General features: G+C 72.3%; 18 protein-coding genes. 7 read left to right on the top strand and 11 right to left on the bottom strand.

Going from position 1 to position 22,753, the window contains the following annotated elements; translation table 11 throughout:
• Positions 1–4: 4 nt before the first annotated feature.
• The 8 genes from ftsW to rsmH are packed head-to-tail and all read right to left on the bottom strand — an operon-like array spanning position 5 to position 10,416.
• Positions 5–1,384, bottom strand: coding sequence for a putative lipid II flippase FtsW (gene ftsW / locus AC07F3_RS27560; protein WP_479117121.1), 1,380 nt, complete (start codon positions 1,382–1,384; stop codon positions 5–7).
• 58 nt (positions 1,385–1,442) lie between these two features.
• A complete protein-coding gene (gene murD / locus AC07F3_RS27555) occupies positions 1,443–2,882 on the bottom strand; it encodes a UDP-N-acetylmuramoyl-L-alanine--D-glutamate ligase (RefSeq protein WP_479117120.1) in 1,440 nt (479 codons plus the stop codon).
• Positions 2,864–3,934 carry a phospho-N-acetylmuramoyl-pentapeptide-transferase gene (gene mraY / locus AC07F3_RS27550; RefSeq protein WP_114035719.1) on the bottom strand — a complete coding sequence of 357 codons (1,071 nt, stop codon included), beginning with the start codon at positions 3,932–3,934 and terminating at the stop codon, positions 2,864–2,866. Before mraY ends, murD begins: the two co-directional genes overlap by 19 nt.
• The gene (locus tag AC07F3_RS27545; protein WP_479117119.1) at positions 3,931–5,352 is read right to left on the bottom strand and encodes a UDP-N-acetylmuramoyl-tripeptide--D-alanyl-D-alanine ligase; all 1,422 of its coding nucleotides are present in this window, start codon (positions 5,350–5,352) and stop codon (positions 3,931–3,933) included. Before AC07F3_RS27545 ends, mraY begins: the two co-directional genes overlap by 4 nt.
• Before the next feature lie 4 nt (positions 5,353–5,356).
• Positions 5,357–7,024 (bottom strand): UDP-N-acetylmuramoyl-L-alanyl-D-glutamate--2,6-diaminopimelate ligase, encoded by a 1,668-nt coding sequence (locus AC07F3_RS27540; protein ID WP_479117118.1) that lies wholly within the window; start codon positions 7,022–7,024, stop codon positions 5,357–5,359.
• A gap of 14 nt (positions 7,025–7,038) precedes the next feature.
• Positions 7,039–8,958, bottom strand: coding sequence for a peptidoglycan D,D-transpeptidase FtsI family protein (locus AC07F3_RS27535; protein ID WP_479117117.1), 1,920 nt, complete (start codon positions 8,956–8,958; stop codon positions 7,039–7,041).
• A gap of 4 nt (positions 8,959–8,962) precedes the next feature.
• Positions 8,963–9,469: a cell division protein FtsL gene (gene ftsL, locus AC07F3_RS27530; RefSeq protein ID WP_479117116.1), complete on the bottom strand. Its 507-nt coding sequence runs from the start codon at positions 9,467–9,469 to the stop codon at positions 8,963–8,965.
• Positions 9,466–10,416, bottom strand: coding sequence for a 16S rRNA (cytosine(1402)-N(4))-methyltransferase RsmH (gene rsmH, locus AC07F3_RS27525; RefSeq protein WP_479117115.1), 951 nt, complete (start codon positions 10,414–10,416; stop codon positions 9,466–9,468). The genes ftsL and rsmH overlap by 4 nt, the downstream gene beginning before the upstream one ends.
• A gap of 423 nt (positions 10,417–10,839) precedes the next feature.
• Between rsmH and AC07F3_RS27520 the strand changes: the two genes are divergently transcribed.
• The 4 genes from AC07F3_RS27520 to AC07F3_RS27505 all read left to right on the top strand — a co-directional run bounded on the left by AC07F3_RS27520 (position 10,840) and on the right by AC07F3_RS27505 (position 16,443).
• On the top strand, positions 10,840–11,406 hold the full coding sequence (locus AC07F3_RS27520; RefSeq protein ID WP_479117114.1) for a beta-class carbonic anhydrase: 567 nt from the start codon (positions 10,840–10,842) through the stop codon (positions 11,404–11,406).
• Between the two features lie 200 nt (positions 11,407–11,606).
• Positions 11,607–12,653, top strand: coding sequence for an AAA family ATPase (locus AC07F3_RS27515; protein WP_479117113.1), 1,047 nt, complete (start codon positions 11,607–11,609; stop codon positions 12,651–12,653).
• The gene (locus AC07F3_RS27510; RefSeq protein ID WP_479117112.1) at positions 12,653–14,011 is read left to right on the top strand and encodes a DUF58 domain-containing protein; all 1,359 of its coding nucleotides are present in this window, start codon (positions 12,653–12,655) and stop codon (positions 14,009–14,011) included. The genes AC07F3_RS27515 and AC07F3_RS27510 overlap by 1 nt, the downstream gene beginning before the upstream one ends.
• Positions 14,008–16,443 (top strand): transglutaminase TgpA family protein, encoded by a 2,436-nt coding sequence (locus AC07F3_RS27505; protein WP_479117111.1) that lies wholly within the window; start codon positions 14,008–14,010, stop codon positions 16,441–16,443. The genes AC07F3_RS27510 and AC07F3_RS27505 overlap by 4 nt, the downstream gene beginning before the upstream one ends.
• Before the next feature lie 293 nt (positions 16,444–16,736).
• Here the strand turns inward: AC07F3_RS27505 and AC07F3_RS27500 are convergent, their stop codons facing one another.
• The 3 genes from AC07F3_RS27500 to AC07F3_RS27490 all read right to left on the bottom strand — a co-directional run bounded on the left by AC07F3_RS27500 (position 16,737) and on the right by AC07F3_RS27490 (position 18,829).
• On the bottom strand, positions 16,737–17,123 hold the full coding sequence (locus AC07F3_RS27500) for a DUF3040 domain-containing protein (protein ID WP_479117110.1): 387 nt from the start codon (positions 17,121–17,123) through the stop codon (positions 16,737–16,739).
• A 276-nt stretch (positions 17,124–17,399) separates the two neighbouring features.
• A complete protein-coding gene (locus AC07F3_RS27495; RefSeq protein ID WP_479117109.1) occupies positions 17,400–18,158 on the bottom strand; it encodes a class I SAM-dependent methyltransferase in 759 nt (252 codons plus the stop codon).
• A gap of 131 nt (positions 18,159–18,289) precedes the next feature.
• A complete protein-coding gene (locus tag AC07F3_RS27490) occupies positions 18,290–18,829 on the bottom strand; it encodes an SAV_6107 family HEPN domain-containing protein (protein ID WP_479117108.1) in 540 nt (179 codons plus the stop codon).
• A 200-nt stretch (positions 18,830–19,029) separates the two neighbouring features.
• On the opposite strand from AC07F3_RS27490, the gene AC07F3_RS27485 reads away from it, so the two are divergent.
• From AC07F3_RS27485 to AC07F3_RS27475, 3 genes are read left to right on the top strand one after another with little or no spacing between them, the layout of a single operon-like run.
• Positions 19,030–19,809: an ATP-binding cassette domain-containing protein gene (locus AC07F3_RS27485; protein ID WP_479117107.1), complete on the top strand. Its 780-nt coding sequence runs from the start codon at positions 19,030–19,032 to the stop codon at positions 19,807–19,809.
• Positions 19,781–21,865: a YhgE/Pip family protein gene (locus tag AC07F3_RS27480; RefSeq protein ID WP_479117106.1), complete on the top strand. Its 2,085-nt coding sequence runs from the start codon at positions 19,781–19,783 to the stop codon at positions 21,863–21,865. Before AC07F3_RS27485 ends, AC07F3_RS27480 begins: the two co-directional genes overlap by 29 nt.
• 11 nt (positions 21,866–21,876) lie before the next feature.
• Entirely contained in the window at positions 21,877–22,485 is a 609-nt protein-coding gene (locus AC07F3_RS27475) for a TetR/AcrR family transcriptional regulator (protein WP_479117105.1), read from the top strand.
• The last annotated feature ends 268 nt before the right edge of the window (positions 22,486–22,753 follow it).

Genomic DNA, 22,753 nt, shown 5'->3' with positions numbered 1-22,753 from the left:
AAATTCACCGCTCTCCGGACGGACGCTTCTTGACGCGCCGTCTCATCGACTTCCAACTCACCCGAGGCTGCCGCATGGCAAGCGCCGCCCGCGCCGCGGGGTCGTCCCGCGCGAACGCGATCAGCAGCCCCACGGCGAACATGGTCGGCAGCAGGGCGGACCCTCCGTAGGAGAACAGCGGGAGCGGGACACCGGCGATCGGCAGCAGGCCGAGCACCGCACCGATGTTGATCACGGCCTGGGCCACGATCCAGGTGGTCACACCTCCCGCGGCGTACCTCACGAAGGGGTCCTCCGTGCGTCCGGCCACGCGGATACCCGCATAGCCTAGAGCCGCGAAGAGGGCGACGACCGACAGCGTCCCCGCCAGACCCAGTTCCTCGCCGGTGACGGCGAAGATGAAGTCGGTGTGGGGCTCGGGGAGTTGACCCCATTTCTCCACACTCGCACCCAGGCCGGATCCGAACCATCCGCCCGAGGCCAGCGCGTAGATTCCGTGCACCGCCTGCCAGCACTGGTCCTGCGGCCCCGGGTCGGTGGCGCCGATGCAGTTCAGCCGGCCCATCCGGTGCGGGCTGATCTTGATGAAGAGGGCGGCGAGCGTGCCCGCGATCGCCAGGACGCCCGCGAAGAGCCGGGTGGGGGCCCCGGCCAGCCAGAGCAGCCCGAACAGGATCGCGGTCAGGATGATCGTCGTGCCCATGTCGCCGCCGAGCATGATGAGCCCGAGCAGCAGGAAGGCCACCGGGACCAGCGGCACGAGCATGTGCTTCCACTCGGTCAGGAGCCGCTTGTCCTGCTTGCGCGACAGCAGGTCGGCGCCCCACAGGAGCAGCGCCAGCTTGGCGAACTCGCTGGGCTGGAGCTGGAAGGGGCCGCCCAGGTAGATCCAGTTCTGGTTGCCGTTGACCGATTTCCCTATCCCGGGGACCTGCACCAGGATCAGCAGGAAGACCGTGCCGGCCAGTATCGGGTAGGCGAGCGCCCGGTGGAGTTTGGCGGGCATCCGGGCCGCGGCGATCATCAGGCCGCCCCCGATGAGGGCCGCGAGGAACTGCTTGCGGAAGAAGTACGAGCCCGGCAGCGACAGTTCGAGGGCCTTGATCATCGAGGCGGAGTAGACCATCACCAGGCCGAGCACGGTGATGAGCAGGGCGCTGCCGAGGATCAGGTAGTACGCCGTGAGCGGCCGGTCCCAGGCCTTCCTGGCCTGTTCGACCAGGCGTCTGGGGCCGCGCGGTCCGGGCCGCCGCGGTGTGCCGGTGCCGCCGCGGACGGCCGGGCGCCGCACGGGCCCGGCGGTACGGCTGCGCAGGAGGAGACCGGCGCGTGCGGGCAGCCCGCGCGCGCCGCTCCCGGAGCCGCCAAGTGCATCGGCCGCCATGTGTGGTGTCCCCTCCAGTCGTGCCCGGCGCCGCCGGTCCGTGGAACGGGTGGTCCGGCTAGGCGCGCCCTGCGGCGAGCTCGCGGACCGCTTCCGCGAAGGCCTCGCCGCGCTTGTTGTAGTTCGCGAACATGTCCATCGAGGCGCAGGCCGGGGCCAACAGGACGGTGTCCCCCGGCCGGGCGAGCCCCGCCGCCTCGCGGACCGCCGCCGACATCGCCCCAGTGTCGGTCCGGTCGAGGTCCACCACCGGGACCTCGGGCGCGTGTCGCGCCAGGGCTTCGGCGATCAGGTGCCGCTCGGCGCCGATCAGGACGACCCCGCGCAGCCGCTTCGCCGAGCGCTGCACCAGCTCGTCGAAGGAGGCACCCTTGGCCAGTCCGCCGGCGATCCAGACGATCGGGTCGTACGCCGCGAGGGAGGCCTCGGCGGCGTGCGTGTTGGTGGCCTTGGAATCGTCCACGTAGGCGACCGAGGCGACGTCCGCGATGTGCTCGATGCGGTGGGCGTCGGGCCGGAACGCCTTGAGCCCGTCGCGTACGGCCTTGGGCTCGACGCCGAAGGCGCGGGCCAGGGCGGCCGCCGCGAGCGCGTTCGCGATGTTGTGCGGGGCCGGCGGGACGACGTCGGAGACCTCGGCGAGCTCCTGCGCGTTCTTCTGCCGGTTCTGCACGAAGGCCCGGTCGACGAGGATGCCGTCGACCACGCCGAGCTGGGAGGGGCCGGGGGTGCCCAGGGTGAAGCCGATCGCCCGGCAGCCCTCCTCCACGTCGGCCTCGCGCACCAGGTCCTCGGTCGCCTTGTCCTGCGCGTTGTAGACGCAGGCGACGGTGTTGCCCTCGTAGACGCGGCCCTTGTCGGCGGCGTACGCCTCCATGGAGCCGTGCCAGTCGAGGTGGTCCGGCGCCAGGTTGAGCACGGCCGCCGAGTGGGCGCGCAGCGAGGGCGCCCAGTGCAGCTGGTAGCTGGAGAGCTCCACGGCGAGGACGTCGTACTGCTCCTCACCGAGGACGACGTCGAGCAGCGAGACGCCGATGTTGCCGACGGCGGCGGTACGCAGGCCCGCCGCGCTCAGGATCGAGGCCAGCATCCGGGTGGTGGTGGTCTTGCCGTTGGTGCCGGTGATCGCGAGCCAGGGGGCCGGCACGCGGCCGTCCAGGTCCCGCAGCCGCCAGGCCAGTTCCACATCGCCCCAGACCGGCACGCCCGCCTCGGCGGCGGCCGCGAACAGCGGCCTGTCGGGCCGCCAGCCGGGCGTCGTGACGATGAGTTCGGTGCCCTCCGGCAGGGTGGCCCCGTCACCGAGGCGCACGGTGATGCCCTGCGCCTCCAACTCCGCGGCCTGCGTGCGGGAGCGCTCGTCGGCGCCCTCGTTGACGACCGTGACGGCGGCGCCGAGCCCGTTCAGGACCCGGGCCGCCGGCATCCCGGAGACGCCGAGACCGGCCACCGTCACGCGCTTGCCCTGCCAGGTGGTGCTCACTTGTCGGCTGCCCATCCCGCGTAGAAGAGTCCGAGACCCACGATCACGCACATGCCCTGGATGATCCAGAACCGGACCACGACAAGGACTTCGGACCACCCCTTGAGTTCGAAGTGGTGCTGGAGCGGCGCCATCCGGAAGACCCGCTTGCCGGTCATCTTGAACGAGCCGACCTGGATGACCACGGACATCGTGATCAGCACGAAGAGGCCGCCGAGCAGGGCGATCAGGAACTCCGTGCGGGAGCAGATCGCCAGGCCCGCGAGCGCGCCGCCGAGGGCGAGCGATCCGGTGTCGCCCATGAAGATCTTGGCGGGCGAGGTGTTCCACCACAGGAAGCCGAAGCAGGAGCCCATCAGGGCGGAGGCGACGACCGCGAGGTCGAGCGGATCGCGCACCTCGAAGCAGGCGTTGGGGTTGGTCAGGGTCTGCGCGTTGGCGCAGGACTCCTGGAACTGCCAGAGCCCGATGAAGGTGTACGCGCCGAAGACCATCACGGACGCACCGGTGGCCAGGCCGTCCAGACCGTCCGTCAGGTTCACGCCGTTCGACATCGCCAGGATCATGAACAGCGCCCACACCACGAAGATGACGGGCCCGATCGACCAGCCGAAGTCGTTGATGAAGGACAGCTTGGTGGAGGCCGGGGTGTTGCCCCGGGCATCCGCGAACTGGAGCGCGAGCACCGCGAAGGCGATGCCGACGATCAGCTGTCCGGCCATCTTCGCCTTGGCCCGCAGGCCCAGCGAACGCTGCTTGACGATCTTGATGTAGTCGTCGAGGAAGCCGACCATGCCCATGCCGGCGGTCAGGAAGAGCACGAGCAGGCCCGAGAACGTCGGGTCCTCACTCGTGATCACCTTGGTCAGCGCGTACGCGATCAGCGTGGCCAGGATGAAGGCGATGCCACCCATGGTGGGCGTGCCCTTCTTCCCGGCGTGGCCGCGCGGGCCGTCGTCCCGGATGAACTGGCCGTAGCCCTTGCGGGCGAGCAGCTTGATGAGCAGCGGGGTGCCGACCAGGGTCAGGAACAGACCGATGGCTCCCGCGAAGAGGATCTGCCTCATCGGGCGGCGACCTCACCCTCGGCAGCGCCATCGAGCAGCGCCAGTGCCACCCGCTCCAGGCCGATCGACCTGGACGCCTTCACCAGCACGACGTCTCCCGGCCGCAGTTCACTGCGCAGCAGGTCGACGGCCGCCTGTGCGTCGGACACGTGCACCGACTCCTCACCCCACGAACCCTCGTTATATGCGCCCAGTTGCAGCCAGGACGCTTCCCGGCCCCCGACTGCCACGAGCTTGCTGACGTTGAGTCGGACGGCGAGCCGTCCGACCGCGTCGTGCTCGGCGAGCGACTCGTCGCCGAGCTCGGCCATCGGACCGAGCACCGCCCACGTACGTCCCCCTTGTGCCCGTGAGGCCTTGCCCATGGCCACGAGCGCGCGGAGAGCGGCTCGCATGGATTCGGGGTTCGCGTTGTAGGCGTCGTTGACGACCGTCACACCGTCCGGACGCTCGGTGACCTCCATACGCCAGCGGGAGAGGGAGCCCGCCTCGGAGAGCGCGCGGGCGATCTCGTCTGCGGACATGCCCAGCTCATGGGCGACGGCGGCCGCGGCGAGCGCGTTCGACACGTGGTGCTCACCGTACAGGCGCAACGTCACGTCACCGCACCCGGAGGGTGTGTGAAGGCTGAAGGAGGGCTGTCCGGCGGCTGTGAGCCGGACGTTCTCGGCCCGTACGTCCGCGTCCGCGGCTTCTCCGAAGAGCAGCACGCGCGCCTTGGTGCGGGACGCCATGGCCCGCACCAGCGGGTCGTCCGCGTTCAGGACGGCGCAGCCGTTGTCGGGCAGGCCCTCCACCAACTCGCCCTTGGCCAGGGCGATCTGGTCGCGGCCGCCGAACTCGCCGATGTGGGCGGACCCGACGTTGAGGACGAGACCGATCCTCGGCGGGGTCAGCCCCGTGAGGTAGCGGATGTGGCCGATGCCGCGCGCGCCCATCTCCAGGACCAGGTGCCTGGTGTCCGCGGTGGCGGTGAGCGCGGTCAGGGGCAGGCCGATCTCGTTGTTGAGCGAGCCCGGCGTGAACACCGTCGGCGCGTGGCGCTGGAGCACCTGCGCGATCAGGTCCTTGGTGGACGTCTTGCCCGACGAGCCGGTGAGCGCGACGACTTCGGTGCCCAGACGGCGCACGACGTCGCGCGCGAGGGCGCCGAGGGCGGCCTGCACGTCGTCGACGACAATCGCGGGCACGCCGACCGGGCGGGCCGCCAGAACGGCCGCGGCGCCCGCCTCGAAGGCGCGTCGCGCGTAGTCGTGGCCGTCGACGCGTTCGCCTGCGAAGGCCACGAACAGCGAACCGGGCGCCACCTGGCGGGAGTCGATGACGACGGGGCCGGTGACCGTGACGGACGGATCCGGTATGTCGTGCGGCTGCCCGCCGACGATTTCGGCGATCTCGGCTAGGGAGAGGGCGATCACTACTTCATCCCTGACTTTTCTGGATGGCGGCGAGGAGCACCAGACGGTCGTCGAAGGGGCGGACCACTCCGTGGATGTCCTGGCCCTGTTCATGGCCCTTGCCCGCGACGAGCACGGTGTCGCCGGGTTCGGCGCGGGCGACGGCCGACGCGATGGCGGCGGCCCGGTCCTCGAAGACCTGGACCTCGCCCCGCTCGTGCGCGGGCACCTCGGCGGCGCCCGCCAGCATCGCGGCGAGGATCGCGAGGGGGTCCTCGGAGCGGGGGTTGTCGGAGGTCAGCACGGCGGTGTCGGCGAGCCGGGCCGCGGCGGCGCCCATCGGGCCCCGCTTGGTCCGGTCGCGGTCGCCGCCGCAGCCGAGCACGATGTGCAGCTTGCCCTCGGTGACCTTGCGCAGCGAGCGCAGCACCGACTCGACGGCGTCCGTCTTGTGGGCGTAGTCGACGACGGCGAGGTAGGGCTGGCCCGCGTCCACGCGCTCCAGGCGGCCGGGCACGCCGGGTACGGCGGCCACTCCGTCGGCGGCGGTCTGCGGGTCGAGGCCGGCGACGGCCAGCGCGACGATGGCGGCGAGGGTGTTCGCCACGTTGAACGGGCCCGGCAGCGGGGCGGTGGCCGAGACGCGCTCGCCGCCGGGTCCCACGACGGTGAAGGTGCTGCTGTCCTGGCGCACCCGTACGTCCTCGGCCCGCCAGTCGGCGTCGGGGTGGCCCTCGGCGGAGAACGTGGTGATGTCGATCCCCGCCTCCTTCACGAGCCTGCGGCCGTACTCGTCGTCGAAGTTGACGACGCCCCGCTTGGCCCGCTGGGGGGTGAACAGCTGCGCCTTGGCCCGGAAGTAGTCCTCCATGTCGGAGTGGAACTCCATGTGTTCCGGGCTGAGGTTGTTGAAGACGGCGACGTCGAAGACGCATCCGTCGACCCGGCCGAGCACGAGGGCGTGGCTGGAGACCTCCATGGCGACCGAGTCGACGCCGCGTTCGCGCATGACCGCGAACAGGGCCTGGAGGTCGGTGGCTTCGGGGGTGGTGCGCTCCGACTTGATGCGCTCGTCGCCGATCCGCATCTCGACCGTGCCGATCAGGCCGGTCGCGTGTCCGGCGCCGCGCAGACCGCCCTCGACGAGGTAGGCGGTGGTGGTCTTGCCGGAGGTTCCGGTGATGCCGAGCTGGAGGAGATCGCGCCCGGGGTGTCCGTAGATCTCGGCGGCGAGCTCGCCCATCCGGCCGCGCGGGTCGCCCGCGACCAGGACCGGAAGGCCGGTCGCGGCGGCGCGGTCGCGGCCCCCCGGGTCGGTGAGGATCGCGACGGCTCCCAGACTCGCTGCCTGGGCGGCGAAGTCGGCGCCGTGCGTGTTGGCGCCCGGCAGCGCGGCGTACAGGTCTCCGGGGCGTACCGCCCGGGAGTCGTGCGTGATGCCGGTGACCTCTCCCGATCCGGGGCTGTTCGTCCCCAGTCGCTCGGCCAGCTCGCCGAGCGAGGTCGGACGGGCCTGTTCCGGTCGGGGCGCTCCCGGCTGTTTCGCGGGGGCGTCCTGCTGGGCGGTTCGGTACTGATCAGCGTGTGGCACGGCGGTGAGCGTACCGGGCGCACCCGCCGGGTCGCCAAAAGAGGGGGGCACGGCGTGCTGGTTCCCGTCCTGGTTCCCAGGGCCCTGGGTGATGGTTGTCACTGAGGCTTCCGGATTCAGTCGTTGCCGCCGAAGGTGACGGGCAGGTTGGGGGGCTGGGCTCCGGTGGGCGGGATCTGCAGGGTCTTGAGGGCGAACTCCATGACCTGCTTGTAGATGGGACCGCAGATCTGTCCGCCGAAATAGCTGCCCTTGGTGGGGTTCTGGATGGCGCAGTAGACGGTGATCCTGGGGTTGTCGGCGGGGGCGAAGCCCGCGAAGGACGCGGTGTAGCCGCGGTAGGTGCCGGTCTTGGGGTCGATGCGGTTGGCGGTGCCGGTCTTGCCCGCGACGCGGTAGCCGGGGATCGCGGCCTTGGTTCCGGTGCCCTCGGCGTCGCCGACGACGGATTCGAGCATCTGGGCCAGCGTCCTGGCGGTCTTCTCGCTGACCACGCGGGTCTGCTGGGGCGCGGGCGCCGGTGTGAAACGCCCGTCCGGGCCCTTGGTGCCGCGCACCAGGGTCGGCTCGACGCGTACACCGCCGTTGGCGATCGTCGAGTAGACCGAGGCGGCCTGCATGGCGTTGAGCGAGAAGCCCTGGCCGAAACGGACCGTGTACTGCTGCGAGGTGGACCACTTGCCCGCCGGGGCCAGGATGCCCGGCGTCTCACCGGGGAAGCCGAGGCCGCTGGGCGAGCCGATGCCGAACTTGCGCAGGTAGGAGTACAGGACGTTGTCGGCCTGGGCGTCGGTCTTGCCCAGCTGCTCCACGGCGAGGATGGTGCCGATGTTGCTGGACTTGGCGAGCACGCCGTTGAGCGTCAGGTTCCAGGTGGGGTGGTCGATGTCGTCCTTGAAGAGCCGGTCGCCGCGCTGGAGGCGGTTGGGGACCACCACATGGGTGTCGGGCGTGGCGACGCCCTGCTCCAGGACCGCGGCCATGGACATGACCTTGGCGGTGGATCCCGGCTCGAAGGCGTCCTGGAGCGCGGCGTTGCCCATGGCGGCCGAGTTGGCCTGGGCGATGTTGTTGGGGTCGAAGCCGGGCGCGTTCGCCATGGCCAGGACCTCGCCGGTGTCGGACCGCTGCACTATGACGTAGCCCCGGTCGGCGTGGGACTCGGCGACCTGGTCGGAGATCGCCTTCTGCGCCATCCACTGGATGTCCCGGTCGATGGTCAGCTCGACGTCGGAGCCGGGCACGGCCGGGGTCTCGTGGGTGCCGGCGGTGGGCACCCGGCGGCCCCCGGACTGGGCATAGGTGATCTTGCCGTCGGTGCCGGCCAGCTCCTTGTTCAGGGACGACTCCAGGCCGCCGCCGCCCTTGCCCTCGGCGTTGACGTATCCCAGTATCCCGGCGGCCAGGTCGCCGTTCGGGTACACGCGCTTGGTGCTGGACTCGTTGAGGACGCCGGCCAGCACGTTGGCTCCGGGCCCGCCCTTGGCCCGGTCGGCGGCGGCCTTCTCGCCCAGGACCTTCTTGAGGTCCTTGATCTGGTTCCAGACCTGCGGGGTCTGCCGGCGGGCGAGCACCACATAGCGGGTCTTGGGGGTCTTGAGCTTCTTGGTGAGCTCCGCCTGGTCCTTGCCCATCAGCGGCGCGAGCAGCGCGGCCGCCTGCTCGGCGGCGTCCGGGATCTTCGTGGCCTCGGGCGTGAACAGCGTGGGGTCGGCGGTGATGTCGTACGCGTCGACGCTGGTGGCGAGCGCGACGCCGGCCCGGTCGGTGATCCGGCCGCGCTCGGCGGGCAGCGCGTAGCTGGCGTACCGGTTCTTGTCGGCCTTGGCGGCGTACGCGCTGGCGTCGACGGCCTGCACCTGGAGCAGCCGTACGACGAAGGCCAGCATGACCAGGGTGAGCCCGAGGCTGACCAGGCGCAGCCGGGGCCGGTGGCTGCCGAGCCTGAGCTTCTTGGCGGCCGCGGGGCGGCGGGCCGGCGGCCGGGAGCGCGCGGGCGGGGGCACCCGGCGGCGCGGGGGTTCCTTGGGGCTCACTGCGTCACCTGCCGGGGGTCGGGGAGGTCTTCGCGGGCTGCCGGGGCCTGGCGGCCGGGGTGCGGTGCTTGGGGCGCTGGGCGGCCTGGCCCTGGGCCGCGGGCAGCGGCGCGGGCTCGGCGGCCTCGGCCGGGGAGGGGTCGCCCGCGGTCGCGGGGACGCCCTTGACGGTGCCGTCGAGGTTGAGGAAGACGGGGTTGCCGCCCGGGACCATACCGAGGTCGCCGGCCCGGCGGGACAGCGCGTCGGGGGCGGACAGGTCGTCGACGTCCCGTTGCAGCGCCTGCTGTTCGTCGGTGCGTTCGGTGGTCTGTTTGCGGTACTCGCTGAGCTTGAACGAGCCCGCGTTCAGCGCCGAGTTCAGCACCAGGAGGGCGATGAGACCGCCCCCGAGGAGGGTGACGACAAGGAGCACGAACGGCGTGCGGGCGGCGCTGTTCGGTCCCTGCGAGGGCATCAGCCTGCCGAGCCGCGCGGCCGTGCCGCGCAGCTGCCTGGCCGGTTTGCTCACACGTCCTCCCTGATCCGCTGGACCCCCCGGAGCCGGGCGGGGGCCGCGCGCCGGTTCTCGGCGACCTCCTCCTCCGTGGGGAGTTCGGCACCGCGGGTCAGGAGCTTGAGCCGCGGCTGGTAGCGCTCGGGCACCACCGGAAGCCCGGGCGGGGCGGTGTTGGCGGCGCCTGCCGCGAACACCTGCTTGACGATGCGGTCCTCCAGGGACTGGTAGGAGAGCACCGCGACCCGGCCGCCCACCGCGATGGCCTCGACGGCGGCGGGGATCGCCCGCTCCACGCTGGCGAGTTCGCCGTTGACCTCGATGCGCAGGGCCTGGAAGGTGCGCTTGGAGGGGTTGCCGCCGGTGCGCTTGGCGGCCTGCGGCAGCGCGTCGCGGATCAGCTCGACGAGGCGGGCGCTGTTGCTGAACGGCTCCTTCTCGCGCTCGCGCACGATCGCCGAGACGATCCGCTTGGCCTGCTTCTCCTCGCCGTACGCCCGCAGGATCCGCACGAGTTCACCGGCCGGGTAGGTGTTGAGGACCTCGGCGGCGCTCATGCCGGTCGACTGGTCCATGCGCATGTCCAGGGGCGCGTCCTGGGCGTAGGCGAAGCCGCGGTCGGCCTCGTCGAGTTGCATGGAGGAGACGCCGAGGTCGAACAGGACGCCCTGGACGCGGGGCGTGCCGAGACGTTCCAGCACCTCGGGCAGCTCGTCGTAGACGGCGTGCACCAGGGTGGCGCGCTCCCCGAAGGGGGCGAGGCGCTCGCCGGACAGGCGCAGCGCCTCCTTGTCGCGGTCGAGGCCGATCAGGCGCGCCTCGGGGAACCGGGTCAGAAGTGCCTCGCTGTGGCCGCCGAGGCCGAGGGTGCAGTCGACGACGACCGCACCCGGCTGGGTCAGGGCCGGGGCCAACATGTCCAAGCATCGCTGGAGCATCACCGGGACGTGTCGCTGGCTCAAAGCCGCCCTCTCAAAGGATCCGGTGCGGCGTCGCGCGTACGTGCCGGGTCCCCGCTCCCCCCGGTGGAGGGGGACGAACGGCTGGCGCCGGGGAAGGGGCGTCAGCCGACCGGTGGGCGGGAGGGGGCCGAGCCGTACGTGCGCCGCGCACGCGGGTGAACGTAGGTCCGGGAGGTTGCGATCTCCCGGAAGCTGGGGGTTCCGTAAGCGGGGAGACCAGGTGTCACGCCTCCCACTTCGCGCCACTTTAGTCCACTCGTCCTTTGGGTCAATCAACCCTCCAGCGCGCCGCCGAGCACTTTTTTCACTCGTTCGGGTGAGTAGCCGTGAGGCCTGTGGGTTACCTCACAGGCGCCCGAGTTGACGGTCTTTTTCCGGCCTCATGAGGAGACTGGACGATCAGCGGCGGCTACCGTCGTATACATGTCGACTCCTGCGCACATACCGGCAGAGCCTTCCGCCCCCCGTCCGCACCTGACCGTCCAGGCCGGCGGGACGGTGACCGACCGGCTGGTCGAGGCGAACCGTCGCTACGCGTCGGCCTTCGAGGACCCCGGCATGGACGCCCGTCCCGTCCTGCGCGTCGCCGTCGTGGCCTGCATGGACGCCCGCCTCGACCTGCACGCGGCCCTCGGTCTGGAGCTCGGCGACTGCCACACCATCCGCAACGCGGGCGGCGTGGTCACCGACGACGTGATCCGCTCCCTCACCATCAGCCAGCGCGCGCTCGGCACCACCAGCGTCATGCTGGTGCACCACACCGGCTGCGGCATGGAGACGCTCACCGAGGACTTCCGGCACACGCTGGAGGACGAGGTGGGACAGCGTCCGGCCTGGGCCGTGGAGGCCTTCCGCGACGCCGACCAGGACGTACGCCAGTCGATGCAGCGCGTGCGGACCTCGCCGTTCCTGCTGCACACCGAGGACGTCCGCGGGTTCGTCTTCGACGTGACGACCGGGCTGCTGCGGGAGATCGACCCGGCGGCCTGAGAACGCAGGAACGGAAATAGGGGGACAACTCCCAATGAATCCCCCTCAGTTGTCCACAGGCGAGTGACACGACGCGGCAACGGCAACAAGAATGCGGATGTGACACCGGTCCGAACCGTTCGGGCGCGCTGTCCGTATTTCGAGGTGGGCCGGGCCGTTCGCGGTGCGTCGGCCCGTATGAAAGGGCCGAGGAGGGCCGGGTGACGACCTATGACGATCGAGCGAGCCATGGGGGTGCCCCCGCTCAGGCGTACGCGCGAGTGGGGGAAGATCTGACCGCCACGGCGGAGCGAGTCCGCAGGTCGGTGGAGAGTGTGATCGAGGGCAAGCCCGAGGTCGTGCGGCTTTCGCTGACCGTACTGCTCGCGGAGGGGCACCTCCTGATCGAGGACGTGCCCGGCGTGGGGAAGACCATGCTGGCCAAGGCGCTGGCCAAATCCATCGACTGCTCGGTCCGGCGCATCCAGTTCACCCCGGACCTGCTGCCCTCGGACATCACCGGCGTGTCGATCTACGACCAGCAGCGCCGGGACTTCGAGTTCAAGCCCGGCGCGATCTTCGCGCAGATCGTGATCGGCGACGAGATCAACCGCGCCTCGCCGAAGACCCAGTCCGCGCTCCTGGAGTCCATGGAGGAGCGGCAGGTCACCATCGACGGGCAGACCTACGAACTGCCCAGCCCCTTCATGGTCGTGGCCACCCAGAACCCGGTGGAGATGGAGGGCACCTACCCGCTGCCCGAGGCGCAGCGCGACCGGTTCATGGCCCGCGTCTCGATGGGCTACCCGACGCCGGAGGCCGAGCTCCAGATGCTCGACGTGCACGGCGCGGTCTCCCCGCTCGACGACCTCCAGCCGGTGGCCCACGCCCACGACATGGTGAAGCTGATCGACGCGGTCCGCGGCGTGCACGTGGCCGAGGCGGTCCGGCGGTACGCGGTGCAGCTGGTCGGCGCGACCCGCAACCACCCGGATCTCAGACTCGGCGCCTCGCCGCGCGCCACGCTCCATCTGCTGCGCGCCGCGAAGGCGTCCGCCGCCCTGAGCGGCCGGGAGTACGCGCTCCCCGACGACGTCCAGGCACTGGCCGTCGCCGTCCTCGCACACCGGCTGCTGCCCACCGCGCAGGCCCAGCTCAACCGGCGCACCGCCGAGCAGGTCGTCCTGGAGATCCTCCAGCACACGCCCGTTCCGCAGGCCGGGAATCCGCTGTACGGCCAGCAGCCGCCCGGCGCCCGGCGGCTGTGATGGCGGCCGGGGGGCTCCCCGCCGAGCCCGCCGAGGAACAGGCGCGGGGCGGGCTGTGGGCGGCCCTGTCCGGCCTGACCACCCGCGGCCGCTCCTTCCTCGCGGCCGGCGTCGCCGCCGCCGCCTGCGCCTTCGTCCTCGGCCAGGAGGACCTGCTGCGGGTCGGGCTGCTGCTCGCCGTGCTCCCCCTGGTCTGCACGGTGGTCCTCTACCGGACGCGCTACCGCGTCGCGGGCAGCCGCCGCCTCGCCCCCGGCCGGGTCCCGGCGGGCTCCGAGGCCCGGGTCCAGCTGCGGATCGACAACGTCTCGCGGCTGCCCACCGGCCTGCTCATGCTCCAGGACCGGGTGCCGTACGTGCTCGGCCCGCGCCCCCGCTTCGTGCTCGACCGGGTCGAGGCGGGCGGCAAGCGCGAGGTGTCCTACCGGGTCCGCTCCGACCTGCGCGGGCGCTATCCGCTGGGACCCTTGCAGCTGCGGCTCACCGACCCGTTCGGGATGTGCGAGCTGACCCGCGCCTTCAGCGCCCACGACACGCTGACCGTCATACCCAGGACCGAACCGCTGCCCCCGGTGCGGCTGTCCGGCGAGGCCGCCGGGTACGGCGACGGACGGCACCGCTCGCTCGCCCTGGCCGGTGAGGACGACGTCATCCCGCGCGGCTACCGGCACGGCGACGACCTGCGCCGGGTGCACTGGCGCTCCACCGCGCGCTACGGCGAGCTGATGGTGCGGCGCGAGGAGCAGCCGCAGCGGGCGCGCTGCACGGTGCTGCTCGACACCCGGGACATCGCGTACGCGGGCGCGGGCCCCGACTCGGCCTTCGAGTGGGCGGTCTCGGGCGCCGCCTCCGCCGTGGTGCACATGCTGGAACGGGGCTTCTCCGTACGGCTGTTGACCGACACGGGCAGTTCGGTTCCGGGCGACGGCGCGGGCGGCTTCGCCGGCTCCACCCAGGACTCCTCGGACTCGGCCGGGCTGATGATGGACACCCTCGCGGTCGTCGACCACTCCGACGGCGGCGGCCTCTCGCGCGCCTACGACGTGCTGCGCGGGGGCAACGAGGGACTGCTCCTCGGCTTCTTCGGCGATCTCGACGAGGAACAGGCCGCGGTCGCGGCGAAGATGCGGCGGCGCAGCGGTGCCGCGGTCGCCTTCGTGCTGGACAGCGGTCAGTGGACGCACGGCTCCGAGGGGCGCGGTCCGGTCGAGGACCGGATGCGGCTGCTGCGCGAGGCGGGCTGGACGGCGCTCGCCGTGCGCCCGGGTGCGGCGCTGCCCGAGCTGTGGCGCCTGGCGGGCCAGGAACGTACGAACGCGAAGGCGGCGCCCGGCGGCGCGGCAGGGGGATGGTCATGAGCGGGCGCGGACGGTTGGCGCTGTGCGCCTACGCGGCCACGGTGCTTGCGGCGTGCTCGATGCTGCCGCTGGTCGCCCCGGCCTCCTGGATCCTCCAGGCGGCCTTCCTGCTCGCGATCCTGAGCGGGGTGGGGGCGCTGGCCCGGCGGGTGCCGCTGGCCCGGCCACTGACCGTGCTCGCCCAGGCCGTGGTGGCGCTTTTGACGCTGACGCTGGTGTTCGCGCGCGAGCAGGCGATCGGCGGGCTGCTGCCCGGCCCCGAGGCCTTCGAGCAGCTCAGCTCCCTTCTCCAGCAAGGCGCTTCGGACGTCGGGCAGTACGCGATACCGGCGCCCGCCACCCCGGGCATCCGGCTGATGATGGTCGGCGGGGTGCTGATCATCGGCCTCGCGGTGGACGCGCTCGCGGTGACGTTCCGCAGCGCGGCCCCGGCGGGCCTGCCGCTGCTCGCGCTGTACTCGGTGGCCGCCGGGCTCTCCGCGGGCGGCGCGAGCTGGCTCTGGTTCGTGCTCGCTGCGGCCGGTTACCTGCTGCTCCTGCTCGCCGAGGGCCGCGACCGGCTCTCGCAGTGGGGGCGGGTCTTCGGCGGCGCCGCGCGCGCGCCGGGCCGCGCCCAGCAGAGCGTGTTCGAGAACGCGGCGCCGCTGGCCCCGGTCCGTACCGGACGGCGCATCGGCGCGCTCGCCCTCGGCATCGCGCTGGTGATCCCGGCGATGCTGCCCGCGCTGGACAGCGGGCTGCTCGGCGGTGCGGGCAGCGGCGGGACCGGGGAGGGAGGCGGAGGGACCATCTCCGCGGTCAACCCGCTGGTCTCGCTGCAGAACAGCCTGAACCAGCCCGAGGACCGCGAGGTGATGCGGTACAACACCAACGCCCAGGACACCAAGGAGATGTACCTGCGGATCGTCGCGCTCGACGAGTTCGACGGGGCGACCTGGAAGTCCTCGGAGCGCCACATCAAGGACGTGCCCGATCCGCTGCCCCGGCCGGACGGGCTGAGCCCCGCCGTCAGCACCACCGAGGTCGAGACCAGCATCTCGGCGGCCGGCTGGTACGCCCAGAGCTGGCTGCCGATGCCGTTCCCCGCGACCCAGGTGAAGGTCAAGGGCGACTGGCGGTTCGAGCCGGTCGGGCGGACCCTGGTCGGCGACCGCAAGCAGACGACGCGGGGCGCGCAGTACACGGTCTCCAGCCTTCTGGTGCGCCCCACGGCGGACCAGTTGGCGAACGCCCCGGCCCCGCCCGCGGAGCTCCTGAAGGAGTACACCCGGGTGCCGGACGCGCTGCCCTCCGTGGTCGCCGCCACCGCACGGCAGGTCACCGGCGGCGCCGCCAACAACTACGAGAGGGCCGTCAAGCTCCAGGACTGGTTCTCCACCAGCGGCGGCTTCACCTACAACACCCGTGTCGAGTCCGGCACCGGCACCGAGGCGATCGCCAACTTCCTCAAGGAGAAGGAGGGCTTCTGCGTCCACTTCTCCTTCTCGATGGCCGCGATGGCCCGCACCCTGGGCATCCCCGCCCGGGTCGCGGTGGGCTTCACCCCGGGCGTGACGCGCCCGGACGGCACCATGTCGGTGGGGCTGCGCGACGCGCACGCCTGGCCCGAGCTGTACTTCGAGGGCGTGGGCTGGACCCGCTTCGAGCCGACGCCGACGCGGGGCAGCGCCCCCGACTACACCCGTCAGCAGGCCCCCGTGGGCAGCCCGAGCCGCCCGTCCGAGCCGTCCAGGGCCGCCTCGGCGCAGCCCTCGGCGGCGCCGTCCGCGAGCGACTCCTGCCCGCCCACCGCACGGCGCCTCGGCGACTGCGGCCCCTCGGCCGCGGCGGGCGTCGCCGGGCCGACGGACAGCGGCCCCTCGGCCCCGACCCTGATCGGCTCGGCCCTGGGGGTGGCCGTCCTGCTGGCCCTTCCGCTGCTGCCCTTCGTGTGGCGCAGGCGGGTACGGTCGCGGCGGCTCGGCTCCGGCGGCCGCACCCCGGCCGACGCGGTGGCCCGTACCCTCGCCGCCTGGCAGGAGATCACCGACACGGCCTGGGACTACGGCATCGCGCCGGACGAGTCGCAGACGCCCCGCAAGGCGGCGGCGCGGGTCGTTCGGCTCGGCCGTCTCGACGGCGCCGCGGCCGACTCCGTCCATCGCGCGGCGGGCGCTGTGGAACAGGTCCTCTACGCCCCCGAGCCTCGCCCGACCCCGGGTCTCACGGACGACGTGGCCCGCGTGACGGCGGGTCTGCGGGCCGAGGCGGGCCGCTGGTCGGCCCTGCGCGCGATTCTCGCCCCCCGCTCAGCCGTCAGGGTGATCTGGGCGGTGTCGCTCCGCTGGGAGCGGGCGACGGCGGAGGTTTCGACGCGCACGCGATCCCTGACCGAGCGTCTGCGTCCCCGCGGCCGCAAGGTGGCTCCGCCGGAATCCGCGCCGGGTGCGTGACCCCGTGGGGTCCGCCCCGGGCCCCGTTCGCTCCTCGTGGGCGGGCCCGCACCGAGCATCCAGGGGCGCGGGGAACGGGGCGATCGGCGCACGGCCCGCAGCCGGGATCACGCCTGATGTCCCCTCAGCCCCGGCAGGGTTGCGGGAAGGGCGGGGCGGGCTCCCGGACCCCCGGACGAACTCCCGGGGTCCGGGGCGTTGGTTGGGCGAGCCCCAGTGGGGGCGAGAACGCCACAGGGGCGGCCACCTCAAAGGTGGCCGCCCCTGTGGTTCAGGTCGGAATGGGGCGGGGTTTACTGCCCCTCGTCGCGACGCCGCTGCCAGCGCTGCTCGATCCGGTCCATCATCGAGCGCCGCTGCCGGGCCTGCCGCGGCGCGGCGGAACCGCCCGCACGCGTCTGTTCACCAGGACGTGGCGCCTTGCGCCAGCCGGTGACCACGAGCACCGCACAGCCGAGCATGACGAGGAAGCCCACCACGCTGATCCAGATCTGGGTCATGACACCGGTCATGAGGAGCGCGATACCCACCAGGAAGCCGGCGACCGCCTGGTAGACCCGTCGCCGGGTGTACGTACGCAGCCCGCTTCCCTCAAGCGCTGTCGCGAACTTGGGATCTTCGGCGTACAGCGCTCGCTCCATCTGCTCGAGCATGCGCTGCTCGTGCTCCGAGAGCGGCACGGAGTCCTCCTACTCGTCGGTCGCGGGGGGCGACCGGATGCGGCCCCTTCAGGATAGGCAGGGAATCGCCCCCGTGAAACCCGCCCTCTACGCCAAATCACCAGCCGGGCCGCCACGGCGGCTCGGCTGTGGAGATTCAATTCCCCAAGAGCCGATCCGTCATGCCGGACGGTGTCCCCCGATCATACGGGGCGAAGCCGCCGATCGGGGGGCCTGTGGCGTACTCCATGCGGCACAGCGCCGCTGATCAGCCCGCCGGGGGCCGCCGGGGCGAGGTCACCCGCGCTTCTCGCCCAGTACGTGCAGCTGGGTGGCGACGGCGTGGAAGGCGGGCAGCTCGGCGGCCGCGGCCTCCAGCTTGAGGAGCGCGTCCAGGGCGCCCGGCTCGGTGTCCACCAGGACGCCGGGGACCAGGTCGGCGAAGACCCGCACGCCGTGCACCGCCCCGGCGGTGGCCCCGGCGCCGCCGACGAGCTCGATGAGCTGCTCGGCGGTGAACCGGTGCGGCACGGGGTCGCCCGCGCCCCAGCGGCCTGCCGGGTCCGAGAGCGCGTGGCGGGCCTCGGTGAAGTGCCCGGCGAGGGCGCGGGAGAGCACCGCGCCGCCGAGGCCCGCGGCGAGCAGGCTCAGCGCGCCCTCGGACCGCAGCGCGTCCACCGCGTTGCGCACGCCCTCCGCCGGGTCCTCCACGTACTCCAGGACTCCGTGGCACAGCACCGCGTCGTACCCGCCGCGCTCGACCACGTCGAAGAGGCCGAGGACGTCGCCCTGGACGCCCTGGACCCGCTCGGCCACCCCGGCCTCGGCGGCCCTGCGCTCCAGCGCGAAGAGCGCGTTGGGGCTGGGGTCGACCACGGTGACCCGGTGTCCGAGCGCGGCCAGCGGCACCGCGAAGTTGCCGGAGCCGCCGCCGGTGTCCAGCACGTCCAGGGCCTCGCGCCCGGTCGCCTTGACCCGGCGGTCGAGCGCTTCCTTGAGGACCTCCCAGACCACGGCGGTACGGAGGGAGGCGCGGGGGCGCATGGGGTCCGACACGGCAGTTGACTCCTCGGCGCGGTGCCGCCGCGGACGCGGCGTGGGAAGGGTGAAGACCCGTCCACCCTATTGCCTCCCCCGACCGCGACGGATCATCCGCGGGCCGCCGGTCCGAGCCCGGGTGGGCGCCGTCAGCCGGCCCCCCGTTCCGCCTCCGGCTCGCGGACCCTGGGCTGGGGCAGCACGGGCTGGAGCACCAGCAGGCGCTCGACCAGGCGCAGGAACATCGCCGCGTCGCGGAGCAGGTCGTCGGCGTCCCGGATGGTGGCCGCGCCCTGGATGCCGGCCTCGGCGCGGGCCCGCCTGTCCGCCCCCGAGGCGAACAGGGCGCTCCACTCGGTCAGTTCGGGCGCTATCTCCGGCAGCACCTCCCAGGCGCTGCGGATGCGCTGCCGACGGCGCGGGCTGGTCTCGGGCCGGCCGCGGGCGGCGAGGACGGCGGCCGCGGTGCGCAGGGCGGCGAGATGGGCCGTCGCGTACCGCTCGTTGGGGGCGTCGAGGGTGGCCGCCTCGTCGAGCCCGCCCCGGGCCTGGGCGAGCAGGTCGAGGGCGGCGGGTGGTGCCCCGGCCCGGCGCGGCACGGGGTGGACGTCGCTGGCGGCACCGTTCAGTGAGGGGGCAGGGCTGCTGGCGCGGCGCCGGGGTGCGGCTGCTGCGTGGGAGCTGGCCATGACGAACCTCCTGTCGTCGTGTGACGGCACTGTGGCCGTATGTGTCCATCGTGAGGCCCCCCACTGACAATCGATTCGAATCCGCCCCTGACCTGCACCTTTGCCTCGCATACGGGTACGGGCTATCTTTTGTACTGACCAGTCAGTTCAAAAGTGGGGCCGGACCGTCGGCCCCGGGGGACGCGAGAGCAGGGGGGAATGTGGACAGCCCGCACTCGGAAGTGACCGGCGCGGCGATCCGTGCCGAGGGCTTCGGGCTCAAGGGGCCGCGCGGCTGGGCCTTCAGGGGGGTCGGCATCGACGCGGCCCCCGGCTCGCTCATAGCGGTCACGGGACCTTCCGGTTCCGGCCGGACCTGCCTGCTGCTCGCCCTCACCGGCCGCATGAAGCCGGCCGAGGGCTGGGCGAGGGTGGCCGGGCAGCAGCTGCCCCGCAAGATGGCCGCCGTCCGGCGCGTCAGCGCGCTCGCCCATGTGCCCGGCGTCAGCGAACTCGACCCGGCCTTCACCGTCGCCGAGCACCTGCGCGAGCGCGTGATGCTCCAGCGCCGCTACGACGGTTCGGTGCGGGCGCTACTGCGCTCCCCCGCCCGGCGCCGGGCCGAGTCCCGCGCCCGGATCGACGAGGCCCTGGCCGCCGCCGGCCTCGACCCCGCCTCCCTGCCCAAGCGCGAGCAGACCTCCATCCGCGATCTGGAGCGCTTGGAGGCGCTGCGGCTCTCGGTGGCGCTCGGCCTGATCCAGCGGCCCGCCCTGCTCGCGGTCGACGACACCGACCTGAAGCTGTCGGACACCGAACGCGCCGCGGCCTGGGCCCTGTTGCGCTCGGTCGCCGACTCGGGCACCACCGTGCTCGCGGTGTGCAGCGAGGCACCGGCCGAGGCCGACATCACCGTACGGACGACGGAATCCGGCGCCGGCAAGGGCGCCACGAGCGAGGAGGGGGCGGCGGATGCGTTCGCCACGACTGGCAGCGCTTGAGCTGAAGCGGTTCGGCAGGGGGAAGCTGCCGCGGGCCGCACTGGTCGCGCTGCTCCTGCTGCCGCTGCTCTACGGCGCGCTCTACCTGTGCTCGTTCTGGGACCCCTACAGCCGCCTCGACCGGATTCCGGTCGCGCTCGTCAACGACGACAAGGGGGCCGAGGCCGCCGGGCAGAAGCTCCACGTGGGCGACGACCTCAGCAAGAAGCTGCTCGACAGCAAGACCTTCGAGTGGCACGAGGTCAGCGACGCCGAGGCGCGCAAGGGCCTCGAGAAGGGCACCTACTACCTCTCGTTGACGATGCCCGCCGACTTCAGCCAGCGGATCGCGTCCAGCTCCGGGGACGTCCCCGAGACGGGCGCGCTCCAGGTGCGCACCAACGACGCGAACAACTACATCGTGGGGTCGATCTCCAAGACGGTGTTCTCCGAGGTGCGCGCCGCCGCCTCCAGCAAGGCGTCGCGGTCGTTCCTCGACCGGATCTTCATCTCGTTCGGCGATCTCCACGACGCCACCGAGAAGGCGGCCAAGGGCGCGGGTGACCTCAAGGACGGGCTCGGCAAGGCCAAGGACGGCTCCAAGCAGCTGGCCGACGGCCTGGACACCGCCAAGGACGGCAGCGACAAGCTGGCCGGCGGCATCACGAAGCTCGACACGGCGGCGGGCACCCTGGCCGCCGGCGCCCAGAAGGTCGCGGACGGCACCCAGCAGATGGCGGACCAGGCCAACGGGGTGGCCGGCAAGGCGCGTCCGTACCTCAAGGACAACGGCAAGACCGTCGGCGACTCGGCCAAGCTCCTGGCCGACTCGATCCAGCCGGTGCGGGACCACCTCAAGGACATCATCAGGCTCGCTCCGGACGCCGCGGCCGGCACCCGCCGGGCCTCCCAGGACCTCGACGCCCTCTACCAGCAGGTCTGCGTGGACAAGGCTCCGGACGGACAGGTCTGCCCGAAGCTCAAGGAGGCCCAGAAGGCGATGGCCACCGGGGCGACCCTGACCGCGGACGTCAACAACCTCGTCAAGGACCAGGGCGGCGACTTCAAGAAGCTCGACAAGAGCCTCGAGGACCTCCAGACGAAGGCCCAGGACCTGGCCGCGAAGGCGCCCCGGCTCTCCAGCGACCTGGAGACGAAGATCGCGGACATCAACAAGCTCAACAAGGGCGCGCACGACGTCGCCAAGGGTGCTTCCGCCATCCACGACGGGCTCGGCACCGCCAAGACCGGCTCCACCGACCTCGACTCGGGCGTCGGCAAGCTGAAGAAGGGCGCGGGAGCCCTGGACGGCGGCATCGTGAAGCTCTCCGACGGCTCCGTACAGCTGTCGAACGGCCTGCACGACGGCGTGGGCCGGATCCCCGACTACGACAAGCAGCAGCGCGACCAGCGCACCGAGGTGATGGCCGACCCGGTCAGGCTGGCCGCGCAGGCGATGCACAAGGCGCCCAACTACGGCACCGGCTTCGCCCCGTACTTCATCCCGCTCTCCCTGTGGGTGGGCGCGATGGTCGCGTACATGCTGATCCAGCCGCTCAACCGGCGCGCGCTGGCCGCGGGCGCCTCGGCCTGGCGGATCGCGTTCGCGGGCTGGCTGCCGGTGGCGGCCATCGGGGTGCTCCAGGTCGCCGCACTGATGTCGGTGCTGCACTACGGGCTCGGTCTCGAAATGGAGCGCACCGCGGGAACACTGGGCTATCTGGCCCTGGCCTCCTTCTGCTTCGCGGCGATCGTGCAGTGGCTGAACGCCAAGTTCGGCGCGGCCGGACGCATCCTGGTGCTCGCCGTCCTGATGCTCCAGCTGACCTCTGCGGGCGGCACCTATCCCGTGCAGACGAGCCCGGCCTTCTTCAACGCCATCCACCCCTACCTGCCGATGAGTTACGTCGTCGACGGGCTGCGCAGGCTGATCACCGGCGGCGACCTGGGGGTCGTCTGGCAGGGCTGCGCGGTCCTGACGGCCTTCACCGTCGGCGCGCTCGCCCTGACGGCGCTGTCCGCCCGGCAGAAGCAGGTGTGGTCGCTCGACCGGCTGCACCCCGAGCTGAGCCTGTGAGAATCGACGCCATGGAGAGCAGCAGCACCAGACGGCGGGCGACCCGGCAGAAGCTGTACGAGGCCGCCGTGACGCTCATCGCCGAACAGGGCTTCTCGGCCACCACGGTCGACGAGATCGCCGAGCGGGCCGGCGTCGCCAAGGGCACGGTCTACTACAACTTCAAGAGCAAGACCGAGCTCTTCGAGGAGCTGCTCCGGCACGGTGTGGGGCTGCTGACCGCGTCTTTGCAGGCGGCCGCGGACGAAACCGCCGAGCGGGGTGGAACCAAGGTCGAGGCGCTCGACGCGATGATCCGGGCCGGCCTGGACTTCATCCACCGCTATCCGGCCTTCACCCAGCTCTACGTGGCCGAGCTCTGGCGCACGAACCGCGCCTGGCAGTCCACTCTCCTGGTGGTGCGCCGGGAGGCGGTGGCCGTGGTGGAGACGGTGCTGCGGGACGCGGTGGCGGACGGCGAGCTGAGCGAGGAGATCGACATTCCGCTCACCGCCGCGGCGCTGGTCGGGATGGTCCTGGTGGCCGCGCTCGACTGGCAGGCCTTCCAGAGCGAGCGCTCCCTGGACGACGTCCACGCGGCCCTGTCCAGGCTGCTGCACGGCCGGGTCAGCGGCCGCTAGTCGAGCGGCCCGGGACGAAATGCGCCGGGCCGGTGCGGTTCAATCCCCCTTGAACCGCACCGGCCCGGCGCTTCCCCCGTACCCCGTCACGTCCAGGGAGCCGCGCCGGTTCCGCCGCCCCGTGTCGGCGGTGCCGGCGCCGCGCCCCTTCCGTGGCCTCCACCTTCCCGTCCGCGCAGGTCGGAGCCCATCCGTGCGGGTACTCATCTCACCCTCTAGGTACGGATACTCAGGCCTGCGCGCTCAACCTCAGCCGGGAAGGGCCCGA

The organism is Streptomyces sp. NPDC045846, assembly GCF_056431605.1.
The sequence above is the reverse complement of the archived record's forward strand: the minus strand, read 5'-3'. Positions and strand labels throughout refer to the sequence as shown.